Annotated in this window: 16 protein-coding genes; 12 read left to right on the forward strand and 4 right to left on the reverse strand. The window is 56.2% G+C overall.

Features of this window, described 5'->3' with window-relative positions:
- Positions 1-10: 10 nt before the first annotated feature.
- The 5 genes from mreC to RYZ27_RS02230 all read left to right on the forward strand — a co-directional run bounded on the left by mreC (position 11) and on the right by RYZ27_RS02230 (position 6,018).
- Positions 11-880, forward strand: a complete 870-nt coding sequence (gene mreC, locus RYZ27_RS02210) for a rod shape-determining protein MreC (RefSeq protein ID WP_406680730.1) — start codon at positions 11-13, stop codon at positions 878-880.
- A complete protein-coding gene (locus RYZ27_RS02215; RefSeq protein WP_406680731.1) occupies positions 873-1,424 on the forward strand; it encodes a hypothetical protein in 552 nt (183 codons plus the stop codon). The genes mreC and RYZ27_RS02215 overlap by 8 nt, the downstream gene beginning before the upstream one ends.
- On the forward strand, positions 1,421-3,343 hold the full coding sequence (gene mrdA / locus RYZ27_RS02220) for a penicillin-binding protein 2 (RefSeq protein WP_406680732.1): 1,923 nt from the start codon (positions 1,421-1,423) through the stop codon (positions 3,341-3,343). The genes RYZ27_RS02215 and mrdA overlap by 4 nt, the downstream gene beginning before the upstream one ends.
- A gap of 3 nt (positions 3,344-3,346) precedes the next feature.
- The gene (gene rodA, locus RYZ27_RS02225; RefSeq protein ID WP_406680733.1) at positions 3,347-4,510 is read left to right on the forward strand and encodes a rod shape-determining protein RodA; all 1,164 of its coding nucleotides are present in this window, start codon (positions 3,347-3,349) and stop codon (positions 4,508-4,510) included.
- Positions 4,511-4,602: 92 nt separating this feature from the next.
- Complete coding sequence (locus RYZ27_RS02230) at positions 4,603-6,018, forward strand: sodium-dependent transporter (RefSeq protein ID WP_406680734.1); 1,416 nt, start codon at positions 4,603-4,605, stop codon at positions 6,016-6,018.
- Positions 6,019-6,095: 77 nt separating this feature from the next.
- Here the strand turns inward: RYZ27_RS02230 and RYZ27_RS02235 are convergent, their stop codons facing one another.
- Positions 6,096-6,566, reverse strand: a complete 471-nt coding sequence (locus RYZ27_RS02235) for a hypothetical protein (protein ID WP_406680735.1) — start codon at positions 6,564-6,566, stop codon at positions 6,096-6,098.
- A gap of 133 nt (positions 6,567-6,699) precedes the next feature.
- Here RYZ27_RS02235 and dapB point away from each other — a divergent pair, with 133 nt between their 5' ends.
- From dapB to RYZ27_RS02260, 5 genes are all read left to right on the forward strand, one after another.
- Complete coding sequence (dapB, locus tag RYZ27_RS02240) at positions 6,700-7,512, forward strand: 4-hydroxy-tetrahydrodipicolinate reductase (RefSeq protein ID WP_406680736.1); 813 nt, start codon at positions 6,700-6,702, stop codon at positions 7,510-7,512.
- Between the two features lie 70 nt (positions 7,513-7,582).
- Positions 7,583-8,977 carry an adenosylhomocysteinase gene (ahcY, locus tag RYZ27_RS02245; protein ID WP_406680737.1) on the forward strand — a complete coding sequence of 465 codons (1,395 nt, stop codon included), beginning with the start codon at positions 7,583-7,585 and terminating at the stop codon, positions 8,975-8,977.
- Positions 8,978-9,151: 174 nt separating this feature from the next.
- Positions 9,152-10,060, forward strand: a complete 909-nt coding sequence (locus RYZ27_RS02250; RefSeq protein WP_406680738.1) for a hypothetical protein — start codon at positions 9,152-9,154, stop codon at positions 10,058-10,060.
- Between the two features lie 123 nt (positions 10,061-10,183).
- The gene (locus RYZ27_RS02255) at positions 10,184-12,622 is read left to right on the forward strand and encodes an ATP-binding protein (RefSeq protein ID WP_406680739.1); all 2,439 of its coding nucleotides are present in this window, start codon (positions 10,184-10,186) and stop codon (positions 12,620-12,622) included.
- A gap of 109 nt (positions 12,623-12,731) precedes the next feature.
- The gene (locus tag RYZ27_RS02260) at positions 12,732-12,932 is read left to right on the forward strand and encodes a dodecin family protein (RefSeq protein WP_406680740.1); all 201 of its coding nucleotides are present in this window, start codon (positions 12,732-12,734) and stop codon (positions 12,930-12,932) included.
- A gap of 72 nt (positions 12,933-13,004) precedes the next feature.
- Here the strand turns inward: RYZ27_RS02260 and hfaD are convergent, their stop codons facing one another.
- Genes hfaD through hfaA form a run of 3 tightly spaced genes read right to left on the reverse strand, consistent with a single transcriptional unit; the run spans position 13,005 to position 15,686 of the window.
- Positions 13,005-14,258, reverse strand: a complete 1,254-nt coding sequence (gene hfaD, locus RYZ27_RS02265) for a holdfast anchor protein HfaD (protein WP_406680741.1) — start codon at positions 14,256-14,258, stop codon at positions 13,005-13,007.
- A gap of 43 nt (positions 14,259-14,301) precedes the next feature.
- Positions 14,302-15,270: a holdfast anchoring protein HfaB gene (hfaB, locus tag RYZ27_RS02270; RefSeq protein ID WP_406680742.1), complete on the reverse strand. Its 969-nt coding sequence runs from the start codon at positions 15,268-15,270 to the stop codon at positions 14,302-14,304.
- Positions 15,270-15,686, reverse strand: coding sequence for a holdfast anchoring protein HfaA (hfaA, locus tag RYZ27_RS02275; RefSeq protein WP_406680743.1), 417 nt, complete (start codon positions 15,684-15,686; stop codon positions 15,270-15,272). The genes hfaB and hfaA overlap by 1 nt, the downstream gene beginning before the upstream one ends.
- On the opposite strand from hfaA, the gene RYZ27_RS02280 reads away from it, so the two are divergent.
- Entirely contained in the window at positions 15,685-15,849 is a 165-nt protein-coding gene (locus tag RYZ27_RS02280) for a hypothetical protein (protein ID WP_406680744.1), read from the forward strand. The genes hfaA and RYZ27_RS02280 overlap by 2 nt on opposite strands.
- Positions 15,850-15,910: 61 nt before the next feature.
- A complete protein-coding gene (locus RYZ27_RS02285; RefSeq protein ID WP_406680745.1) occupies positions 15,911-16,342 on the forward strand; it encodes a CBS domain-containing protein in 432 nt (143 codons plus the stop codon).
- Positions 16,343-16,514: the final 172 nt, after the last annotated feature.

Raw genomic sequence — 16,514 nt, forward strand, 5'->3', positions numbered from 1 at the left:
GGGGTGATCCATGCCACGCTATGCCGGCAAGGGATCAAGACGCACACCGCTTCGACGCTATGTTTATTTCGTAGCGATTGCGGGTCTGCTGGCCTTACTTTTCCTGCAAACCTCACCGCAGCTACGTGAGCGGATCGAGCCGGTACGGACCGCGGCCTCAGACCAGATGTTTGTGCTTTCGCGGGCCGGGCTGCCAGATGAGCTGGCGGCTGCGACAGGCAAGGACCGCCGTATTATGGAGCTTGAGGCGCGCGTGCGGGAGCTCGCGCAGTATGAGGCGATGGCGCTGTCCATGGCCGAGCGTCTGGAAGTCTATGAAGATATTCTCAACATGCAGGGTGAACCCAAGGCGGCGGAAGTCACCGCTCGGGTGATGGCGGAGACCAATGGTCCGTTCGCGGAAGGCTTGCTGGCCAATGCAGGGGGGCAGAACGGCGTTCAGGAAGGCTATTTTGCTGAAAATGATCGTGGTCTGGTCGGACGGGTCGTTAATGTCGGGCAACGCTCAGCCCGTATCCTGAAGCTGACAGATTTTAACAGCCGTGTCCCTGTGATGGGGGAGGCGAGCGGCCTGCGAGCCATCATGTATGGCGGGCGCGATGGTGATGGCCGGTTAACCGACCGTCCTGAAAGTGGCCGCTTTATTGAGGGCGAACGGATTTTGACGTCTGGCGAAGGCGGCTTGTTCCCACGCGGCGTTGTGGTCGGATGGGTTGGCGATCAGGACGGCGCCGAACCGCGCGTGCAACTCGCCATGAATGAAGGTCAACTCGGCTACGTCCGGCTTAAGCCGTCCATTCGTATTCCCGCGCCTGAGGACTTTGTGATTCAAGCGCCACTCGTCGAGGATGGCGCAGAGGACGATGCCGCCGATGAGTGATCGCTTTCCTGTCCTATCCGGGGTAGTCAAATGGTGGCGCAATGCGTCGCCTGATATCCGATTGCTGGTCGGCGCTGTTCTGGTGGCTGTGATTGGCACAGCGGGACTAACGCCGAATTATTTCGGCTTCACGCTCAGCTGGCCATTTGCAGCCCTGATTGCAGCAACAGGCTGGGGTGCTGGGGGGCTTGCTGCGCGACCCATGATTATGTTGATCCTGTTTGGTTTTGCGCAGGATGTCTCAATGATTTTCGCCCCATTGGGTGTGTTTGCCCTGCTCAATCTCGCCGTGTTCGGGGTCAGTGCGGCTCTGTACCAGATGTTTGATACGGAACGCTCAGGCGGCGCAGCGATCATTATCCCGGTTTCCTGCCTCTTGGTTGGATTTGTTCTACTCTGGGTCATTGCCAGCTTGACGAATGGCAATGCGGTTCGTCTGGAGCCGGTCTTTCTATCCTTTTTGTCGACGATGGCGCTTTATGTCTTGATTGCGCCTGTTTTTGATCTGGGGCGGCGGCCTGATGAAAGGGGGCAGTTATCATGAGCCTGCAACGTCCCATCGATAGCCTGTTTACGCGGCGCGCGATGATCGCGGCGGGCATTGGTGGTACGCTGTTCTCTGGTTTGATTGCGCGTCTCTTTCAGCTTCAAATTATGGAGCATGAGAAATTTGACGTGCTCGCCGATGAAAATGGGGTGAAACTGGAACTGGCCCCGCCCAAGCGTGGGCGCATTCTGGATCGGTTTGGACGCCCTCTTGCTGCGCATCGGCAAGCTGGACGGGTGTCGATTATTCAGGAGCAGGCTGGTAACGTTGTTGAGACGTTGAATGAAGTTGCCAAACTGATTGACCTCACCCCGGCCCGGCAGGCGCGCATTCTGGAAACTGTGCGTCGCGAAGCCCGGTTTCGCCCGGTTACCGTTGCTGACGAGCTGACTTATGAAGATTTCGCCAAAATGTCCCTGCGCGCGCCCGATCTGCCGGGCATTGTGGTCGAGATGGGATCAACACGATCTTACCCGCGTGGGCGCGATTTTGCTCACGTTCTGGGCTATGTTGCACGCGCAAGCCAAGCAGACCTTGAGCGATTGAGTGAAGGCTCTGCGCCCGATGAGCAAGCCGCGATCCGGCGACTGTTCAAGCATCCGGATATGCGCACAGGACGATCCGGGGTTGAGCGCTATGCCGAGGAATGGCTGCGCGGGCAGGCCGGCTTTCGGAAGCTCGAAACCAATGCGGCTGGTCGGATTATCCGGGAGTTTGATGCGCCAGAGCTTGCCCCAAAACCGGGCCGTGATCTGCACCTGACGGTGGATGCCGAGCTTCAACGCAAGGCGATTGAGCGCTTTGGTGACGAAAGCGGTGCGGCTGTCGTCATGGACATTGAAACCGGGGATATTTTGGCCTTTGTCTCAACCCCGGCCTTTGACCCGAATGATTTCGTCAATGGCATAAGCCAGGCCGACTATGACTTGCTGCGGTTCAACAATCGCTCACCGCTTTATCACAAGGCCTATGATGGCACCTATCCGCCGGGGTCGACCTTTAAAATGGTGGTGGCGACGGCAGCCTTGGAAGCGGGCGTTATTGATCCAAGAGAGCAAGTCTACTGCCCTGGCCATTACCGTTTTGGTCGCAATACCTGGCATTGCTGGAAACGGGGTGGGCATGGGTCAGTCAATATGCACTGGGCGATTAAGGCTTCCTGCGATGTCTATTTCTATGAAATCGCCCGGCGCATGGGGATTGAGCATCTGGCAGAGATTTCCAAACAGTTTGGTTTTGGCCAGCGTTGGGAGCTGGGGCTGACCGGTGGACGCTCTGGCGTGGTGCCGAATGATGAGTGGAAGCGCGCGGCACGCGGGGAACCCTGGTTTGAGGGGGAGACCCTGAATATTGGCATCGGGCAGGGGCAGGTCTCAACCTCGCCATTACAACTGGCGGTGATGACGGCCCGCATTGCGGCAGAAGGGCGGATCGTGACCCCGCGCATCATTGGCAATGGGCCGCGTCCGGAAGCCGACATCCCGTTGGATGCTCCGCTGGACCCCGACTTTATGCGCCGAATGAAGGCGGGCATGTATGGAGTGACCTCAGAGGCTGGCGGAACCGCCTTGCGCTCCGGTGATCTGGGGCTTGGCGGGCCACGTCTGGCTGGCAAAACTGGCACTGCGCAAGTGCGGCGGATTACGGCGGCAGAGCGCGCTTCTGGCAATATTCGCGGCGGTGACGACATTGCGCGTGAGCTGCGTGACCATGCCTTATTCGTTGCCTACGCTCCGCACGACGATCCCAAGTATGCGATCTCTGTGATTGTTGAGCATGGCGAGGGTGGGTCTAGAACCGCAGCGCCAATTGCCCGAGATATTATGGCTGAGGCGATGAAGCGGGATTCCCGGGCTACCCCGACCTATGCGCAGACTGCGTCTCTTGGCACTGGCGCGGCGAGCAAGGACTTATAGGCAATGGCAATCACGACCTCTGCCGGGCGGCTTGATTTTACGCGCAAGACCCTGCTGGGGCAGTTCACGCGCTTGCCTTGGGCTTTGATCCTGTTGCTGGTTCTGATGGGGGTGATCGGCCTCGCAGTGTTGTATTCGGCCACCTACACCAACCCGGCCGAAGCGGATCTGCCCATGAAGCAGGCTGTTCGGCTCGCAGCCGCTTTTGTCATTCTGATTGTTGCTGGCCTCGTGCCGATCAAGTGGTGGCTGGCGCTGGCCTGGCCAATGTATTTTGGCACGCTGCTCATGCTGTTTGGCGTGGAGTTCTTCGGCACAGTCGGGGGCGGGGCGCAGCGTTGGTTGCAAATTGGACCGATCGGCGTTCAGCCTTCAGAGTTCATGAAAGTGGCCGCGACATTGGCCCTGGCGGCTTATTATCATAAGCGGCTGACGGACTATTCAGGGGGGCTACTGATCCATATCCCGGCTTTGCTGATCATCGCCATCCCGGCGGCCCTGATCTTCCGCCAGCCCGATTTTGGCACGACACTCGCCTTGTTCGCGTCGGGCGGGATCCTGATTTTTCTGGCTGGCCTATGGTGGCGCGTGATTATGGCCATTCTGGCGGTTGCGGTGATCAGCGTTCCACTGGTCTATAGTTTCGTCCTCAAAGATTATCAGCGCGAACGGGTTGATACCTATCTCGCGCAACTGACGGGTCAGAGTGTGAATGTGATGGATGACGGCTATCAGATTCACAACGCCAAGATCGCAATTGGCTCAGGCGGATTGACCGGGAAAGGCTATATGGAAGGCACACAAGCCCAGCTCGATTACATCCCTGAGCAGCATACCGATTTCATTCTAACGGTCGTGGCTGAGGAGAATGGCTTTCTCGCGACATCCGGCCTGTTGCTCTTGTGGATGTTGATCCTCGGCCTCGGCCTTGCAATCAGTATGCGAGCGAGCAGCCTGTTTGGCCGGTTTGCCGCTGCCGGGGCGACAGCGACGGTGGCATTCTACATCCTGTTCAATGTTGCCATGGTGCTGGGATTATTGCCCGTGGTGGGCGTGCCTTTACCGCTCTTGTCCTATGGCGGGACAGTGATGCTTACGACAGCAGCCTGCTTTGGTGTGATCTGCGCGGTGCATCTGGGTAAGGATGATCCCCTATTGTCGAACTGACAAAACTTGTTCTCGCCGGAGGGGTTTCGCGTTGATTTTTGCCTGCCCAAGGCTAGTGTCCCGCAAAATCTATTCCTTGGGAGGAAACTCATATGGCAGCCATCGGCCGCAAGACAGACACATGGGGCTCGCGCTTCGGCTTTATTATGGCCGCGGTTGGCTCATCAGTAGGGCTCGGTAATTTCTGGCGTTTTCCATACACAGCAGGCGAAAATGGCGGCGGTGCGTTTATCCTGATTTATATTGCCTGCGTTTTGCTGGTCGGGCTGCCGCTATTGATGGCTGAGTACAGCATGGGGCGCAAGTCCGGTATGTCGGCGATTGAAGGTGTGGAATCGCTTGCGCGGGCCGAAAGCAAGAGTGGGAATTGGGGCGTCGTTGGCTGGGTTGGCTCGCTGACGGCTTTCTTTATTCTAACCTTCTATATGGTCATTTCCGTCTGGCTGATTGCGTTCCTGCTGCAGGCACCGACAGGGAAGTTTGAAGGCATGGATGCCGCTGCATCCGGCTCCAATTTCCTCAATACGATCGGGCAGGGCGAAAATGCCCTGGCAACCAAGTGGGGTATCTTGGGATTGCTATCGCTGTTTCTGCTGGCCAATGTTTTGGTTGTCGGGCGCGGCGTTAAGGGCGGGCTTGAGCGCGCGGCGACCATTCTCATGCCTGCATTCTTCATCATGCTCCTTGTCGTCGTTGGCTTTGCTGTAACTCAGGGTGATTTTACGGCCGCAGCTGATTTCATCTTTACCCCGAAATGGGAGGATGTTGGCTTCTCGACTTTCCTGTCAGCATTGGGGCAGGCTTTCTTCTCGATCGGGGTCGGGGTCGGTCTGATGATTACCTATGGTGCCTATCTTGACCGGGACACCAATATTCCGCGCTCGTCGGCTCTGATTGTCGGTGCTGATACATTTGTGGCTCTGATTGCCGGTTTTGCGATCTTCCCGATCGTCTTCATGGTTGGTCTTGACCCAGCCAGTGGTCCAAGCCTGTTCTTCGTGTCTATGCCTGTGGCCTTTGGCGAAATGGGCGGGGCCGGGACCCTCATGGCGACCGTCTTCTTTGCGCTGGCTTTGTTTGCCGCCTTTACGTCTTCCATCTCACTAATGGAAGTTGGTGTATCCTGGCTCGAAGAGCGTCAGGGCGTCACGCGCTTTGGTGCGGCACTTGGGGTTGGGTTTGTCCTGTGGATGATCGGCGCGGCCTATGTCTTCTCGCTGGATTATCTCGATTTCGTTGACTTCATGACGGAAGGCTTGCTGTTGCCGCTGGGCGGGCTTCTGGTCGCGATCTTTGCAGGCTGGATTGTTAGCCGCCACATGCTGGAAAGCGAACTGGGAGAGGGCTGGGTCATGAACACATGGCGGTTCCTGATCCGCTGGTTCGTGCCGCCCTTCGTGGCCTTTGTTCTGGTCTTTGGCTTCCTCGATAAGGTGCAGGACCAGTACAACGTTCAGCTTCCCGGGTTCCTGACCACGCTGTTAGGGCCAAATGCTGATCTGTCTTAAGAACAGAAGATCGCAACCATTTAGCGGTGCATAGAAATAAGCCGCACGGGTCATCTCGTGCGGCTTTTTCATAAGCTCTAATGGGCGCAGGGTTTGTGGCGCTCCGTATAATGATGCGTGCATGGATGTGGGTGGTATGACAGTGCTTCAGTACGCGGTTGCTCAACGTAGACCCGACGGGTGACGGTCGGGGCTGATGTGTAGCTGCGTGTGTAAGTACGCACGGTAGTCGGCGCGTGTGTGTAGGTCCGCGTATAGGTGCGGGTCACTGGGGCATGGGTATAGGTTCGCGTCGTGGTGGCATGACCCGAGTGGTAGCCGTAGCCATGTCCGTGATGGTCATAATGATAGCTTGGTGTGTAATGGCCACAGCTTGAATAGGCTTGTGTGCAACACGAGGTTTGCAGGCAGCACGTGCCATAGGTCTTGTAGACTGTAATATCGTGAGTGTGGGTGACTCCATCGATTGTATGGGTGAAGGTTTGCGCGGCCCCGGGTAAAGCCAGAGCAGCGACAAAGCCAGAAGCGGCAAGCAGTTTGCGGATCATGATATTCCCCTCATATGGCTCAAAGCCGTCGATATGACGGCTATTCCTATGGTTAACACAGTTTTACGCTGAACACAGGGTGAAGCCCTCGTTTAGGAATGGCATCGCTGGCAAAGCATCCTATAAGGGCGTCATGACAGAGACTTTGAAGATTGCTGTAGCGGGTGCCGCCGGGCGTATGGGGCAACAGCTCGTGCGGGCCGGGATGGATGCTGGACATCAGATTACCGGCGGGAGCGAAGCGCCGGGTTCGCCGCACATTGGCAAGGATATTGGCACTCTGGCTGGGCATGGGCCTTTGGGTGTTACAGCTCAGGCCGGGATTGGCGAGGCTGCGAGAGAGGCACAAGTCTGGATCGATTTTACCGTCCCTCAGGCCACGCTGACGGCTCTGGCTCTGGCGCCGGGGGTGGGCGTGAAGGCTTTTGTGATCGGAACAACGGGGTTCACCGAAAAGCAGGAGGCTGAGATTGCGGATGCTTCAGAGCGCGTAGCTATCGTCAAAGCCGGCAATTTCTCACTGGGTGTCAACCTGCTCGAGGCTTTGGTCAAGCAAGCGGCGGCGCGCCTTGGGGAGGATTGGGACATTGAGGTGCTCGAAACCCATCACCGTCGCAAGATTGATGCGCCATCTGGAACGGCCTTGATGCTGGGTGAGGCGGCGGCTGAAGGGCGCGGCAAGCCCTTATCAGAGCTGCGTTCTGCGCCTTATGATGGCCCAGATGCCAAGCGAGAGCCCGGCAAGATCGGGTTTGCCGTGCGTCGCACCGGTGGCGTGATTGGCGATCACGAAGTGACGTTCGGGTCTGACATGGAGATTGTCAGCCTGTCTCACACAGCATTGGATCGCGCGGTCTTTGCGCATGGGGCGATCAAAGCGGCTGAATGGGCCGCCCGGCAAGGGCCCGGCCTCTATGGCATGGATGATGTTTTAGGTCTGCGCTGAGGCCACGGGTTTCTTTTATAAGCGGTCCTGCTATATGGCGCCCCAAGACACCATATAAAGGATTGTTGATATGTCTCACGACTACGCGATTGCAGACATTAGCCAAGCTGATTTTGGCCGGATGGAAATCGAGATTGCTGAAACCGAGATGCCGGGCCTGATGGCTGCGCGTTCCGAGTATGGCGCTGATCAGCCACTGAAAGGCGCGCGGATTGCTGGCTCCCTGCACATGACGATCCAGACGGCTGTCCTGATCCAGACACTCGAAGCGCTTGGCGCGGAAGTGCGCTGGGCCTCGTGCAATATCTACTCAACGCAGGACCATGCAGCCGCTGCGATTGCTGATGCAGGCACGCCCGTCTTTGCTCACAAAGGTGAGACGCTGGACGAGTACTGGCAGTTCTGTGACCGGATTTATGAGTGGCCGGATGGTCGGACGGTCAACCTGATCCTTGATGATGGTGGCGACGCGACCATGTATCTGATCCTTGGTGAAAAGGCTGAGGCGGACCCAAGCATTCTCGACAATCCGGGGAATGAGGAAGAAGAGGCCCTGTTCCGTCAAATCCGTAAGCGGATGAGCGAAAGCCCAGGTTGGTTTGCGCGGATCAAGGCCGGTATCAAAGGCGTTTCTGAAGAGACAACCACCGGCGTGAACCGCCTGTATCAACTGGAAAAGAAAGGCGAACTGCCTTTCCCGGCCATCAACGTCAATGATAGCGTCACCAAGTCGAAGTTCGACAATAAGTATGGCTGTAAGGAAAGCCTCGTCGATGCGATCCGCCGCGGCACAGATGTCATGATGGCGGGCAAGACCGCGTTTGTGGCTGGCTATGGTGATGTTGGTAAAGGCTCTGCAGCGTCTCTGTCTGGTTCGGGTGCGCGTGTGACTGTGTCTGAAGTCGATCCGATCTGTGCCTTGCAGGCGGCGATGGACGGCTATGATGTCCAAACGCTCGATACGATGGCGCCAAAGGCGGACATTTTCGTCACGGCGACGGGTAATAAGGATATCCTGACCCTCGACCATATGCGTCAGATGAAAGACATGGCGATTGTCTGTAATATCGGCCACTTCGATAATGAGATTCAGGTTGAAGCCCTGCGCAATTACAAGTGGACGAATATCAAGCCACAGGTCGATATGATCACCTTCCCGGATGGCAAGCGGATCATCCTTCTGTCTGAAGGCCGATTGGTGAACCTTGGTAATGCCACTGGGCACCCAAGCTTTGTGATGTCGGCGAGCTTTACCAATCAGACGCTCGCGCAGATCGCTCTGCACCAGAATAAGGGTGAGTATGGCAATAGCGTCTATACGCTCCCGAAAGAGCTGGATGAGAAAGTGGCACTGCTTCACCTTGCCAAGCTGGGCGTGGAGCTGACACAGCTTTCAGGCGAGCAAGCCGACTATATTGGCGTCTCTACTGCCGGACCATTCAAGCCAGAGCATTATCGCTACTAGTTTTTGGACTAGTCCTCACCCCCTTCCCAACCACCCCAAGGGTGACCTCTGCGGGCGGTTGGGAAGGGGGTGAGGACTGGTCATCTTAGCAATCCGTGAAATTTTATCGATTGGCCTGAGCCGATTTCAACCCCTTTGTGATTTGCTGAGCGCTGATCATGAAGGGGTTTTCTTATGACGATCAGGGCTTATGCGCTTGGCTTTTTGGCTCTCGGCTTGGGCGCTTGCGGGGGCAGTTCGTCTGGCGGCGTTGATCCGCAAACCCCCATTCATCAGGCGCAAGGCCTTGGCGATGTTAGCTTTGGTAAGGTGCTCAGCGCCGTAGCGGGTCATGACCCGGCGATCAAACCTGAATTTGTCAGCCACACCGTCCACTCGCGCTGCCGTATGCCGCGAGCAAGTTCTGGGTCTCACATGGCCTATGTCTATAGCTATGGTGGCGGGTTCAAATCACCAATGGCGCACGCCTATAAGAAAGCGCATGAGGGTAGTGTTGAGTATCATCAGCGCACGGATGTGATCGTTACTGAGACCGAGGTGCCGGTCTATCTGGTCTTGGAAAGCTATAATGCTGTGCTCTGGAATATTCAGCTTGCCCCGGGTGCGCAGCTCGAAGGGGTTGGGGTTCTGTCGTATGAAGGCGGTGCTGTCAGTGGCGTGCCAGAAGGGGTCGATGTTGGCTTTCTGGCATTTCGCGGTGTTGAGAATAAGAGATGCTTTGAGCGCGGTGGTATGATGACGCCGACAGATATCCGCGTAGAGCGCGCCGCTGCAAATAACTACACAGCGACTGCCAGTGATCGCCAAAACTGGGATGCTGAGTACAGGGCGGCCAAGACCTGGCGTAATCGCTGGGTGCCGCAGACGTTTGGGGCCCGGTTTGATGTGGAGATCTTCCCAGACGGGTCAGACGATTATGACGCTGTGCTTGTTGGCCCTGTTCCAACGGCGCCGATTGCGCCAACGGCGATCACCAAAGTCCATGTTCCAGATCATGTTCATGTGGCCTGGGGCAATCGAGATGAAGTGCTGGCCGAATTCGATGCCATTGCGCGTGAGGAACTTGAGGACCTGATGAATTAGCTCTGCCAAAGGTTAACAATGACGGGGGACTTGTTAACCCGGACTTAACGAAGGGCAGGCATTCCGTTAACCAGTGAGAAAGGCGATTCTGCGCGTATTGCGGAATTGCGACTGGAGAGTGCCATGCCGTTGACCGCCGAACAGGTCCCTCTGATTATTGCCGCCGGGGCACTGGCGCTCGGGCTGGCTTTTATCCTCTGGGCGGTGCGCACCTCTGATGGCGCGCGCGGCGCGGCCAAACGCTACAAAGCGAAAGTCAACGAAAGTGAGACCTCGCTTGCGGAACTGAAATCAGTACTGGGGGCGCATCCCGGGATTATCATGGTCTGGCAGGGGGAAGAGGTTGATGTGGATGGCGCCGAGATTACCGCGCCAGAGATTCATGGTTCACCTGTCGCGCTCGCTAGCCTTTTACGCTTCACAGATGATGCGGTTTCCATTGACCCGGCGGTGCGGATTATTGAAGGCCTTGCCGACCTAGAAGCGCGAGATGCGACGGGCGCGGATACGACTCTGCGGCTCGCCTTGCGTGATCTTGCCAATGAAGGCCAGCCTTTCTCTTTGACGCTGATCGGCGCGAATGGCAGGTTCCTGGAAGCGGATGGCCGCACAGCGGGTGCGCGCGTTGTCGTCTGGATTACCGATTCCACCATTAAAGGGCTGGAAGAAAGCTCTGCCCGTGGGCGTCTTGAAGAGGCCCGGCAGGTGATTGCGCGCGATCCTGCGGCTTTCCTTGATATGCTGGGGAAAGCTCCATTCCCGGCCTGGCGTGTTTCCGGCGTTGGTCGCCTGCAATGGGCCAACACCTCTTACATCGATGCGGTTGAGGGTGAGAATCTCGACCGCGTGCTTGAGCGCCAAATCATGCTTGACGAGAAAGCGGTCGATCAGGTTCGTCGTACGTTGAGCGAAGGTGCCGAGATTGATGAGACCCGTCATTTCGGGATCAAGGGCGAGCGGCGGGCGATGCGTATCCTCTCCTTCCCGCTCTCGGGTGGCGTTGGCGCGATGGCGTTTGACGTGACCGAGCAGGAAAAAGCCCGTGACGATCTGGACCGCCACGTGAAAGCCCATGACGAGACGCTGAACCATGTCGCCGATGCTGTGGCGATTTTCAGTGCCGATCGTCGCCTGACCTTCCACAATCGGGCCTTTGCCAAGATGTGGGACCTTGATGAGGGCTTCCTGCTGGATATGCCAACCCATGGTCAATTGCTCGACCGCCTGCGCGAACGTCGGCGTCTGCCCGCACGGACTGATTATGCCGCCTGGCGCGCTGAAGAGCTGCACTATGGTGATGTCAGCGGCACCGAAGAAGACGAATGGCATCTGCCAGATGACCGCACGTTGAAAGTCACTCGCCAGCATCACCCGATGGGCGGTCTTCTAATCCTGTTCAAGGATATTACCAGCGAGCTGAACCTGCGGACCCGGTTTAATGCGATGATCAAGACACAGGGCAAGACGCTCGACAGCCTGCACGAAGCGGTTGCCGTATTTGGCACGGATGGTCGTTTGAAGCTTTCAAATGAAGCTTTTGAAGAGCTTTGGGGGCTTGAAGCTGACTTGCTTAAGGATGAGCCGGATTATGATCTGATTGCCGATGCCTGTATCCCGCTTTTCCATGACCGGGAAACCTGGGCGCAGATCAAGGGTCACATCACTGATCCAAGCTCGGCGGCGCGGCAGGAAAGCATGGGTGAGATGAAGCGCGCCGATGGCTCGATCATCACGTATGTGACCAAGCCTTTGCCAGACGGCAATACGCTGATCGGGTTTGCGGATATTACGGCCCAGCGCTCGGTTGAGGGCGCGCTGCGTGAGCGGGCCGAAGCCTTTGAAACCGCTGATCGCCTGAAAACAGAGTTTGTCAAGAATGTCAGCTATCAGCTGCGCTCACCGCTGCAGACCATCCTTGGCTATGGCGAGTTTCTGCAAATGGAGCGGATTGGTGATCTCAATGAGGCTCAGCGCGATAAGGTTGATGCGATCTGTGAGGCGTCTAACCATCTGAATGATCTGATCGGCAACATTCTCGATCTTGCGATGATTGAAGCTGGTACGCTGGGGCTTGATCTTGGCGATGTTGATCTCGGCGCTCTGGTTGAGGAGAGTGTACAGATTGGTGTGACCAATGCCGCGGATACTGAAGTTGAAGTGACCGCTGAGGTCGCCAATGATCTCGGTCTGATCCGCGCCGATGAGAAACGCATCCGCCAGATCCTGTTCAATCTGGTATCGAATGCGCTGCGCTTTACCGATGCGGGCGGCAAAGTTGTCGTCTCGGCCGAGCGAATGGGCGACACGGCTGTCCTGAAAGTTACCGATAATGGGCGCGGTATCCCTGAAGAGGAACAGGCGACCCGGTTTGACAGCTTCACGTCCAGTGACCAGCGCGGTGCCGGACTTGGCCTGTCTCTGGTGAAGCATTTCGTTCAGCTGCATGGCGGCAATGTCGGTATCAAGTCTGCGCCAGATGGTGGTACTGAAGTCGTTTGCTGGATCCCGGTTGAGGCCGAGCCTCAGGATGGCACACACGAGCCGGAGCGCATGGCTGCGTAGGTTCGCCTAACTCAACCCTCTGGGGTCTTTGCTTGTCAGTTTACGGAATATCTGCTGCCTTAGGGGAACGCAGCAGAATGCTGCGCTGTAACCACAAAGGGAGTAGATTATGGCTGTTGCACGCGTAACCGAGATTATTGCAGGATCGAAGAAGAGCTTTGATGCTGCGATCGAGAAAGGCCTGAAACGGGCAAACAAGACACTGAAGAATGTTTCAGGGGCCTGGATCAAGGATCAGTCCATTGTCATGGAAGATGGCGAGGTCAAAGAGTACCGCGTCGTGATGAAAGTCACCTTCATTCTGAAATAGAAACCGACTGACATTTCAAACTAAAAAAGCCCCGCCAATGGCGGGGCTTTGCTTTAGATGTTTTGGTCGGGCTTAGTGGCCCGTTGACTGGAAGGTTGCAGAGTTGCCTACCGCCGTCGCGCTGCCATAGACACCGCCAGAATTGGTGACATAGGCCTGACCACGGGCAATGACCTGGCCAGAGTTGATCTGGTTCACGCCGCCTTGCAGGACTGCATCGCCACAAGTGTTACAAAGTGTGGCGGTGGCCGCGTTACCAATTGAGGTCGCGCTGACAATACCCGTACCCTCAACCGTAGACTGGCCATTGAACTGAGCCTGGCTGTAAACCTGTCCAGAATTGTCCTGATTGGCGAAGAGGCCAGTATCAGAGACGCTGTTCGAGATCAGGGCAGAGTTGCCAACGCCGTAAGCTGTGGCTGAGGCATACCCAGACCAGTGATCCAGCGTGACATAGGTCTGGGCATCAACATCAGTGCCATTTTGCTGATAAAGCTCAGATCCGTCACGACCGAGTGTGGCATAACCATACTGATTGTGCACGGTGGCAGAGTTACCAAAACCAGTTGAGGCGACCAGAACATCGTGGCCATCGTTCATATAGACGTCGGAATAGGATTGAACGGTTTCACCTTCAGCCGCGATTTGCACCGCACCGTTAAAGTTGGTTGAGGTCAGACCAGTTGAGGATACCGCGTTTGCACCCGCGGTCGTCGTGAACGTTGCAGACTTCCCATCACAGCACATCTCGACATCAGTTTCAGCGATGACGGAGCCATTGCTTTCCTGATATTGGAAGGCACGGTTCGTGCCATACTCATCTGACGGGACTGAGACGTTGGCGATTGCCGTTGTCGACGTGGCAATCTGGTAAGCGCCCTCGATGTCAGATGTGGTCGAGGCTGACACATCACCATTTGAGACCTGATCAGCACGGTAATAGTTGTCACCGGCCCAGGTTCCGCCTGTGGTTGAGTTACCGTAGGCTGTGGTTGTGCCAACAACCGTCCCGGCAGCATAGCCTGTGATGCGGTTTTCAGCACCGACATTGGCGTTGAGTGTCTGGTAAACGTCCAAATCGATGTCGCCGCTGGTTACAAGGCCTGCTGCGGCGTTACCGACAGCGGTAGAGGTTGAAACAGCATCAGCCGCATAGCCCGGAATTTCAACTTCCATGTCAGACCAGACATCATTGAGCTGAACCTGATCAATAACGACAATGGAAAGTGGTGCCTGATACTCGCCATCTTCATCGGCGAGCGCTGGGCTTGTCAGGAGGGCTACAGTTGCAGCCGCTCCCAAGAGTTTCAGCGAAGTCTTCAGCATATCTAATCCCCCTTTCTGAAGGACAGTATTTTAGTCCGAGGGTTTAGAAGCGACCGTGACGCGGCTCTTCACGAACTGGCCCATTATACTCTTCAAGGGGAGCACGGGCCGGGCGGTAGTCGCCGGTTGTGCTGTTTGAAGAGATAGCGCCCTCTGTCAGGGTGCAAACATCAGCCGTTGGTGCACCATAGAGGTTGGCCATCATTTCCAGTGTTGCGCGCTCGATCACAGAGCGAATCGCCAGCTGGATCGGCTCTTGGGCGCGACCACCGACGCCGACATCAAAGACGTTGCCATTGGCAAAATCGAAGATACCGAAAGACACCTCACGACCAATGATCTGCTTCTGGTAAGAGATAACATCGACCACTTCGAGGGTTTCGGTCTCAACCATACGCAAGTCCAGACCGACATTGATGACAAACAGTTTGCCGCCAATTGTCCCTTTTGGGTCGGTTGCATTGGTTGCGCCAATGAAGGCTTCACCGCCAACAGAGCGGATATTGTAGTTCAGCTCAGTAATGCCGCCAACCAGATAGAAGTCAGAGCCTGGGATAGAGCCGGCTGTGATCTTGCGGAATTGCGTGTCTGCGCCTTCACCAATCAGCTTGTTGTTGGCATATTTCAGTTCAAGCTCGGAAACGGAGGTGTCGAAACGCTCAACCAGACGGGCACCTGACTTGGCAAAAGCAGAGATTGCCATCAGCGAAGCCCCTTGAGTGACCCGGCGGCCACCTTCGATGTCGGCTTTCCCTGTATAGTCAAGAATACGACCAACCGCGATGCGCGGGGCAGGAACGCCAGACTGGCGGGCATAATGGCCCATGCAGACCAGACCTTTAGAATAAGGTGTTGGGTTTGCTGTAACCGGTGAACCACCGATTGGCTGAGTGTAGTTACCACCCGGGCCTGCAGTCGGAGAAATACAGCCGGTCAGAACCATGGCAGAAGCAAGGGCTGCTGCAGGCGCTTTTGCGCGACCGAGGAGCAGAGTTTTGATGAGGCTTTTCATTAGAAGTCGAGCTCCCCGTTAAGAACGACCGTCTGGTCGCCATTGTTGATCTGAGTTGAATCAATGATGATCGTGTTGTTTGAACCGTTGGTGATAACATTAAGCTGGTTACCAACCGCTGTACCGGATCCAAGCATTCCGCTGGCGCCTTCAGTTTGACCCCAGCCTGTGTGCAGACCAGTGCCGAGCCCTGTGCCACCTTCGATCAGGCCATTGATGATGACGCGGTTACCAAGGCGGTCACGGCTATTAGCTTCATAGGGGCGCTGTTCTTCGCCATAGCCAAAGCCATAAGGGCGTTCGAACTCGGACGCGTAACTCGCGGCCTGTGCGCTGGCTGGCGCAGCAAGAAGAAGTGAGCCCGCAGTGCCGATCGCCAGCGCGGCAGCTGTGGTGAGAAGACGATGTGCGTTCATGTCCATTCCCTTCCGGGGTGTTAGTGTCGCCGGTCAGGTTGCAATGGCCATGCCAAGAATTTTCGGGGTTCGCCTGTTAGGGGAGTTCGATTCGCGTCACTTTGAAGGGCTAACGGCACAAAATGGGGCGAATCTGTTTCACGATGAAACAAAGGGCGCGTGATTGTGGTTCGGCCACAGCTCGTGCTAGTATTCTCTATATATAAAAGCGCTGGAGGACGACGATGTTGATTGAAACGATTCTAAAGGACAAAGGGGGCAAGGTCACAACGATTCCCGCCACGGCCACATTATCAGAGGCCGCGCAGCTTTTGGATACCCATAGAATCGGTGCGGTCGTCGCGGTTGAAGCGGATGGCTCCTTATGTGGTGTGCTGTCTGAACGCGATATTGTTCGTCAAATGGCTCGTAAAGGTGAGTCGGCCCTCGCTTTAGAGGTGAGTGCAGCGATGACTCGCGGGGTAATCACGGCCAATTCCTCAGAGGATCTGGATCGTTGTCTTGGACGGATGACAGATCGCCGGATTCGGCATTTGCCCGTTGTCGATAATGGCAAGCTCACGGGAATCGTTTCGATAGGTGATCTCGTGAAGCATAAAATCGATGCAGTGACAGCAGAAGCCGAGGCGATGACAGCTTATATCAAGGGGGGCTGATTAGCGCGTATGCAGCCAGATTGCCCGTCCTATATAGGGTCTTGATATGAGGTGCAGAAAAAGTGCATTTCTGCGGCAAATAAAGCTTGCCAACTTGGCCAAATAGATTCTATATACGTGTCTTCTTCGGAAACACCTTTGCCTTCAGAGAGGCCGGTTCATCGGCCCCCGC

It is taken from the genome of Hyphomonas sp. FCG-A18, assembly GCF_045287255.1.
Lineage (GTDB): Bacteria > Pseudomonadota > Alphaproteobacteria > Caulobacterales > Hyphomonadaceae > Henriciella.

What these genes read in the sequence shown, in the direction of transcription:
- mreC (WP_406680730.1), top strand. Translation starts at nt 11, where the DNA reads ATGCCACGCTATGCCGGCAAGGGATCAAGACGCACACCGCTTCGACGC.
- RYZ27_RS02215 (WP_406680731.1), top strand. Translation starts at nt 873, where the DNA reads ATGAGTGATCGCTTTCCTGTCCTATCCGGGGTAGTCAAATGGTGGCGC.
- mrdA (WP_406680732.1), top strand. Translation starts at nt 1,421, where the DNA reads ATGAGCCTGCAACGTCCCATCGATAGCCTGTTTACGCGGCGCGCGATG.
- rodA (WP_406680733.1), top strand. Translation starts at nt 3,347, where the DNA reads ATGGCAATCACGACCTCTGCCGGGCGGCTTGATTTTACGCGCAAGACC.
- RYZ27_RS02230 (WP_406680734.1), top strand. Translation starts at nt 4,603, where the DNA reads ATGGCAGCCATCGGCCGCAAGACAGACACATGGGGCTCGCGCTTCGGC.
- RYZ27_RS02235 (WP_406680735.1), bottom strand. Translation starts at nt 6,566, where the DNA reads ATGATCCGCAAACTGCTTGCCGCTTCTGGCTTTGTCGCTGCTCTGGCT.
- dapB (WP_406680736.1), top strand. Translation starts at nt 6,700, where the DNA reads ATGACAGAGACTTTGAAGATTGCTGTAGCGGGTGCCGCCGGGCGTATG.
- ahcY (WP_406680737.1), top strand. Translation starts at nt 7,583, where the DNA reads ATGTCTCACGACTACGCGATTGCAGACATTAGCCAAGCTGATTTTGGC.
- RYZ27_RS02250 (WP_406680738.1), top strand. Translation starts at nt 9,152, where the DNA reads ATGACGATCAGGGCTTATGCGCTTGGCTTTTTGGCTCTCGGCTTGGGC.
- RYZ27_RS02255 (WP_406680739.1), top strand. Translation starts at nt 10,184, where the DNA reads ATGCCGTTGACCGCCGAACAGGTCCCTCTGATTATTGCCGCCGGGGCA.
- RYZ27_RS02260 (WP_406680740.1), top strand. Translation starts at nt 12,732, where the DNA reads ATGGCTGTTGCACGCGTAACCGAGATTATTGCAGGATCGAAGAAGAGC.
- hfaD (WP_406680741.1), bottom strand. Translation starts at nt 14,258, where the DNA reads ATGCTGAAGACTTCGCTGAAACTCTTGGGAGCGGCTGCAACTGTAGCC.
- hfaB (WP_406680742.1), bottom strand. Translation starts at nt 15,270, where the DNA reads ATGAAAAGCCTCATCAAAACTCTGCTCCTCGGTCGCGCAAAAGCGCCT.
- RYZ27_RS02280 (WP_406680744.1), top strand. Translation starts at nt 15,685, where the DNA reads ATGTCCATTCCCTTCCGGGGTGTTAGTGTCGCCGGTCAGGTTGCAATG.
- hfaA (WP_406680743.1), bottom strand. Translation starts at nt 15,686, where the DNA reads ATGAACGCACATCGTCTTCTCACCACAGCTGCCGCGCTGGCGATCGGC.
- RYZ27_RS02285 (WP_406680745.1), top strand. Translation starts at nt 15,911, where the DNA reads ATGTTGATTGAAACGATTCTAAAGGACAAAGGGGGCAAGGTCACAACG.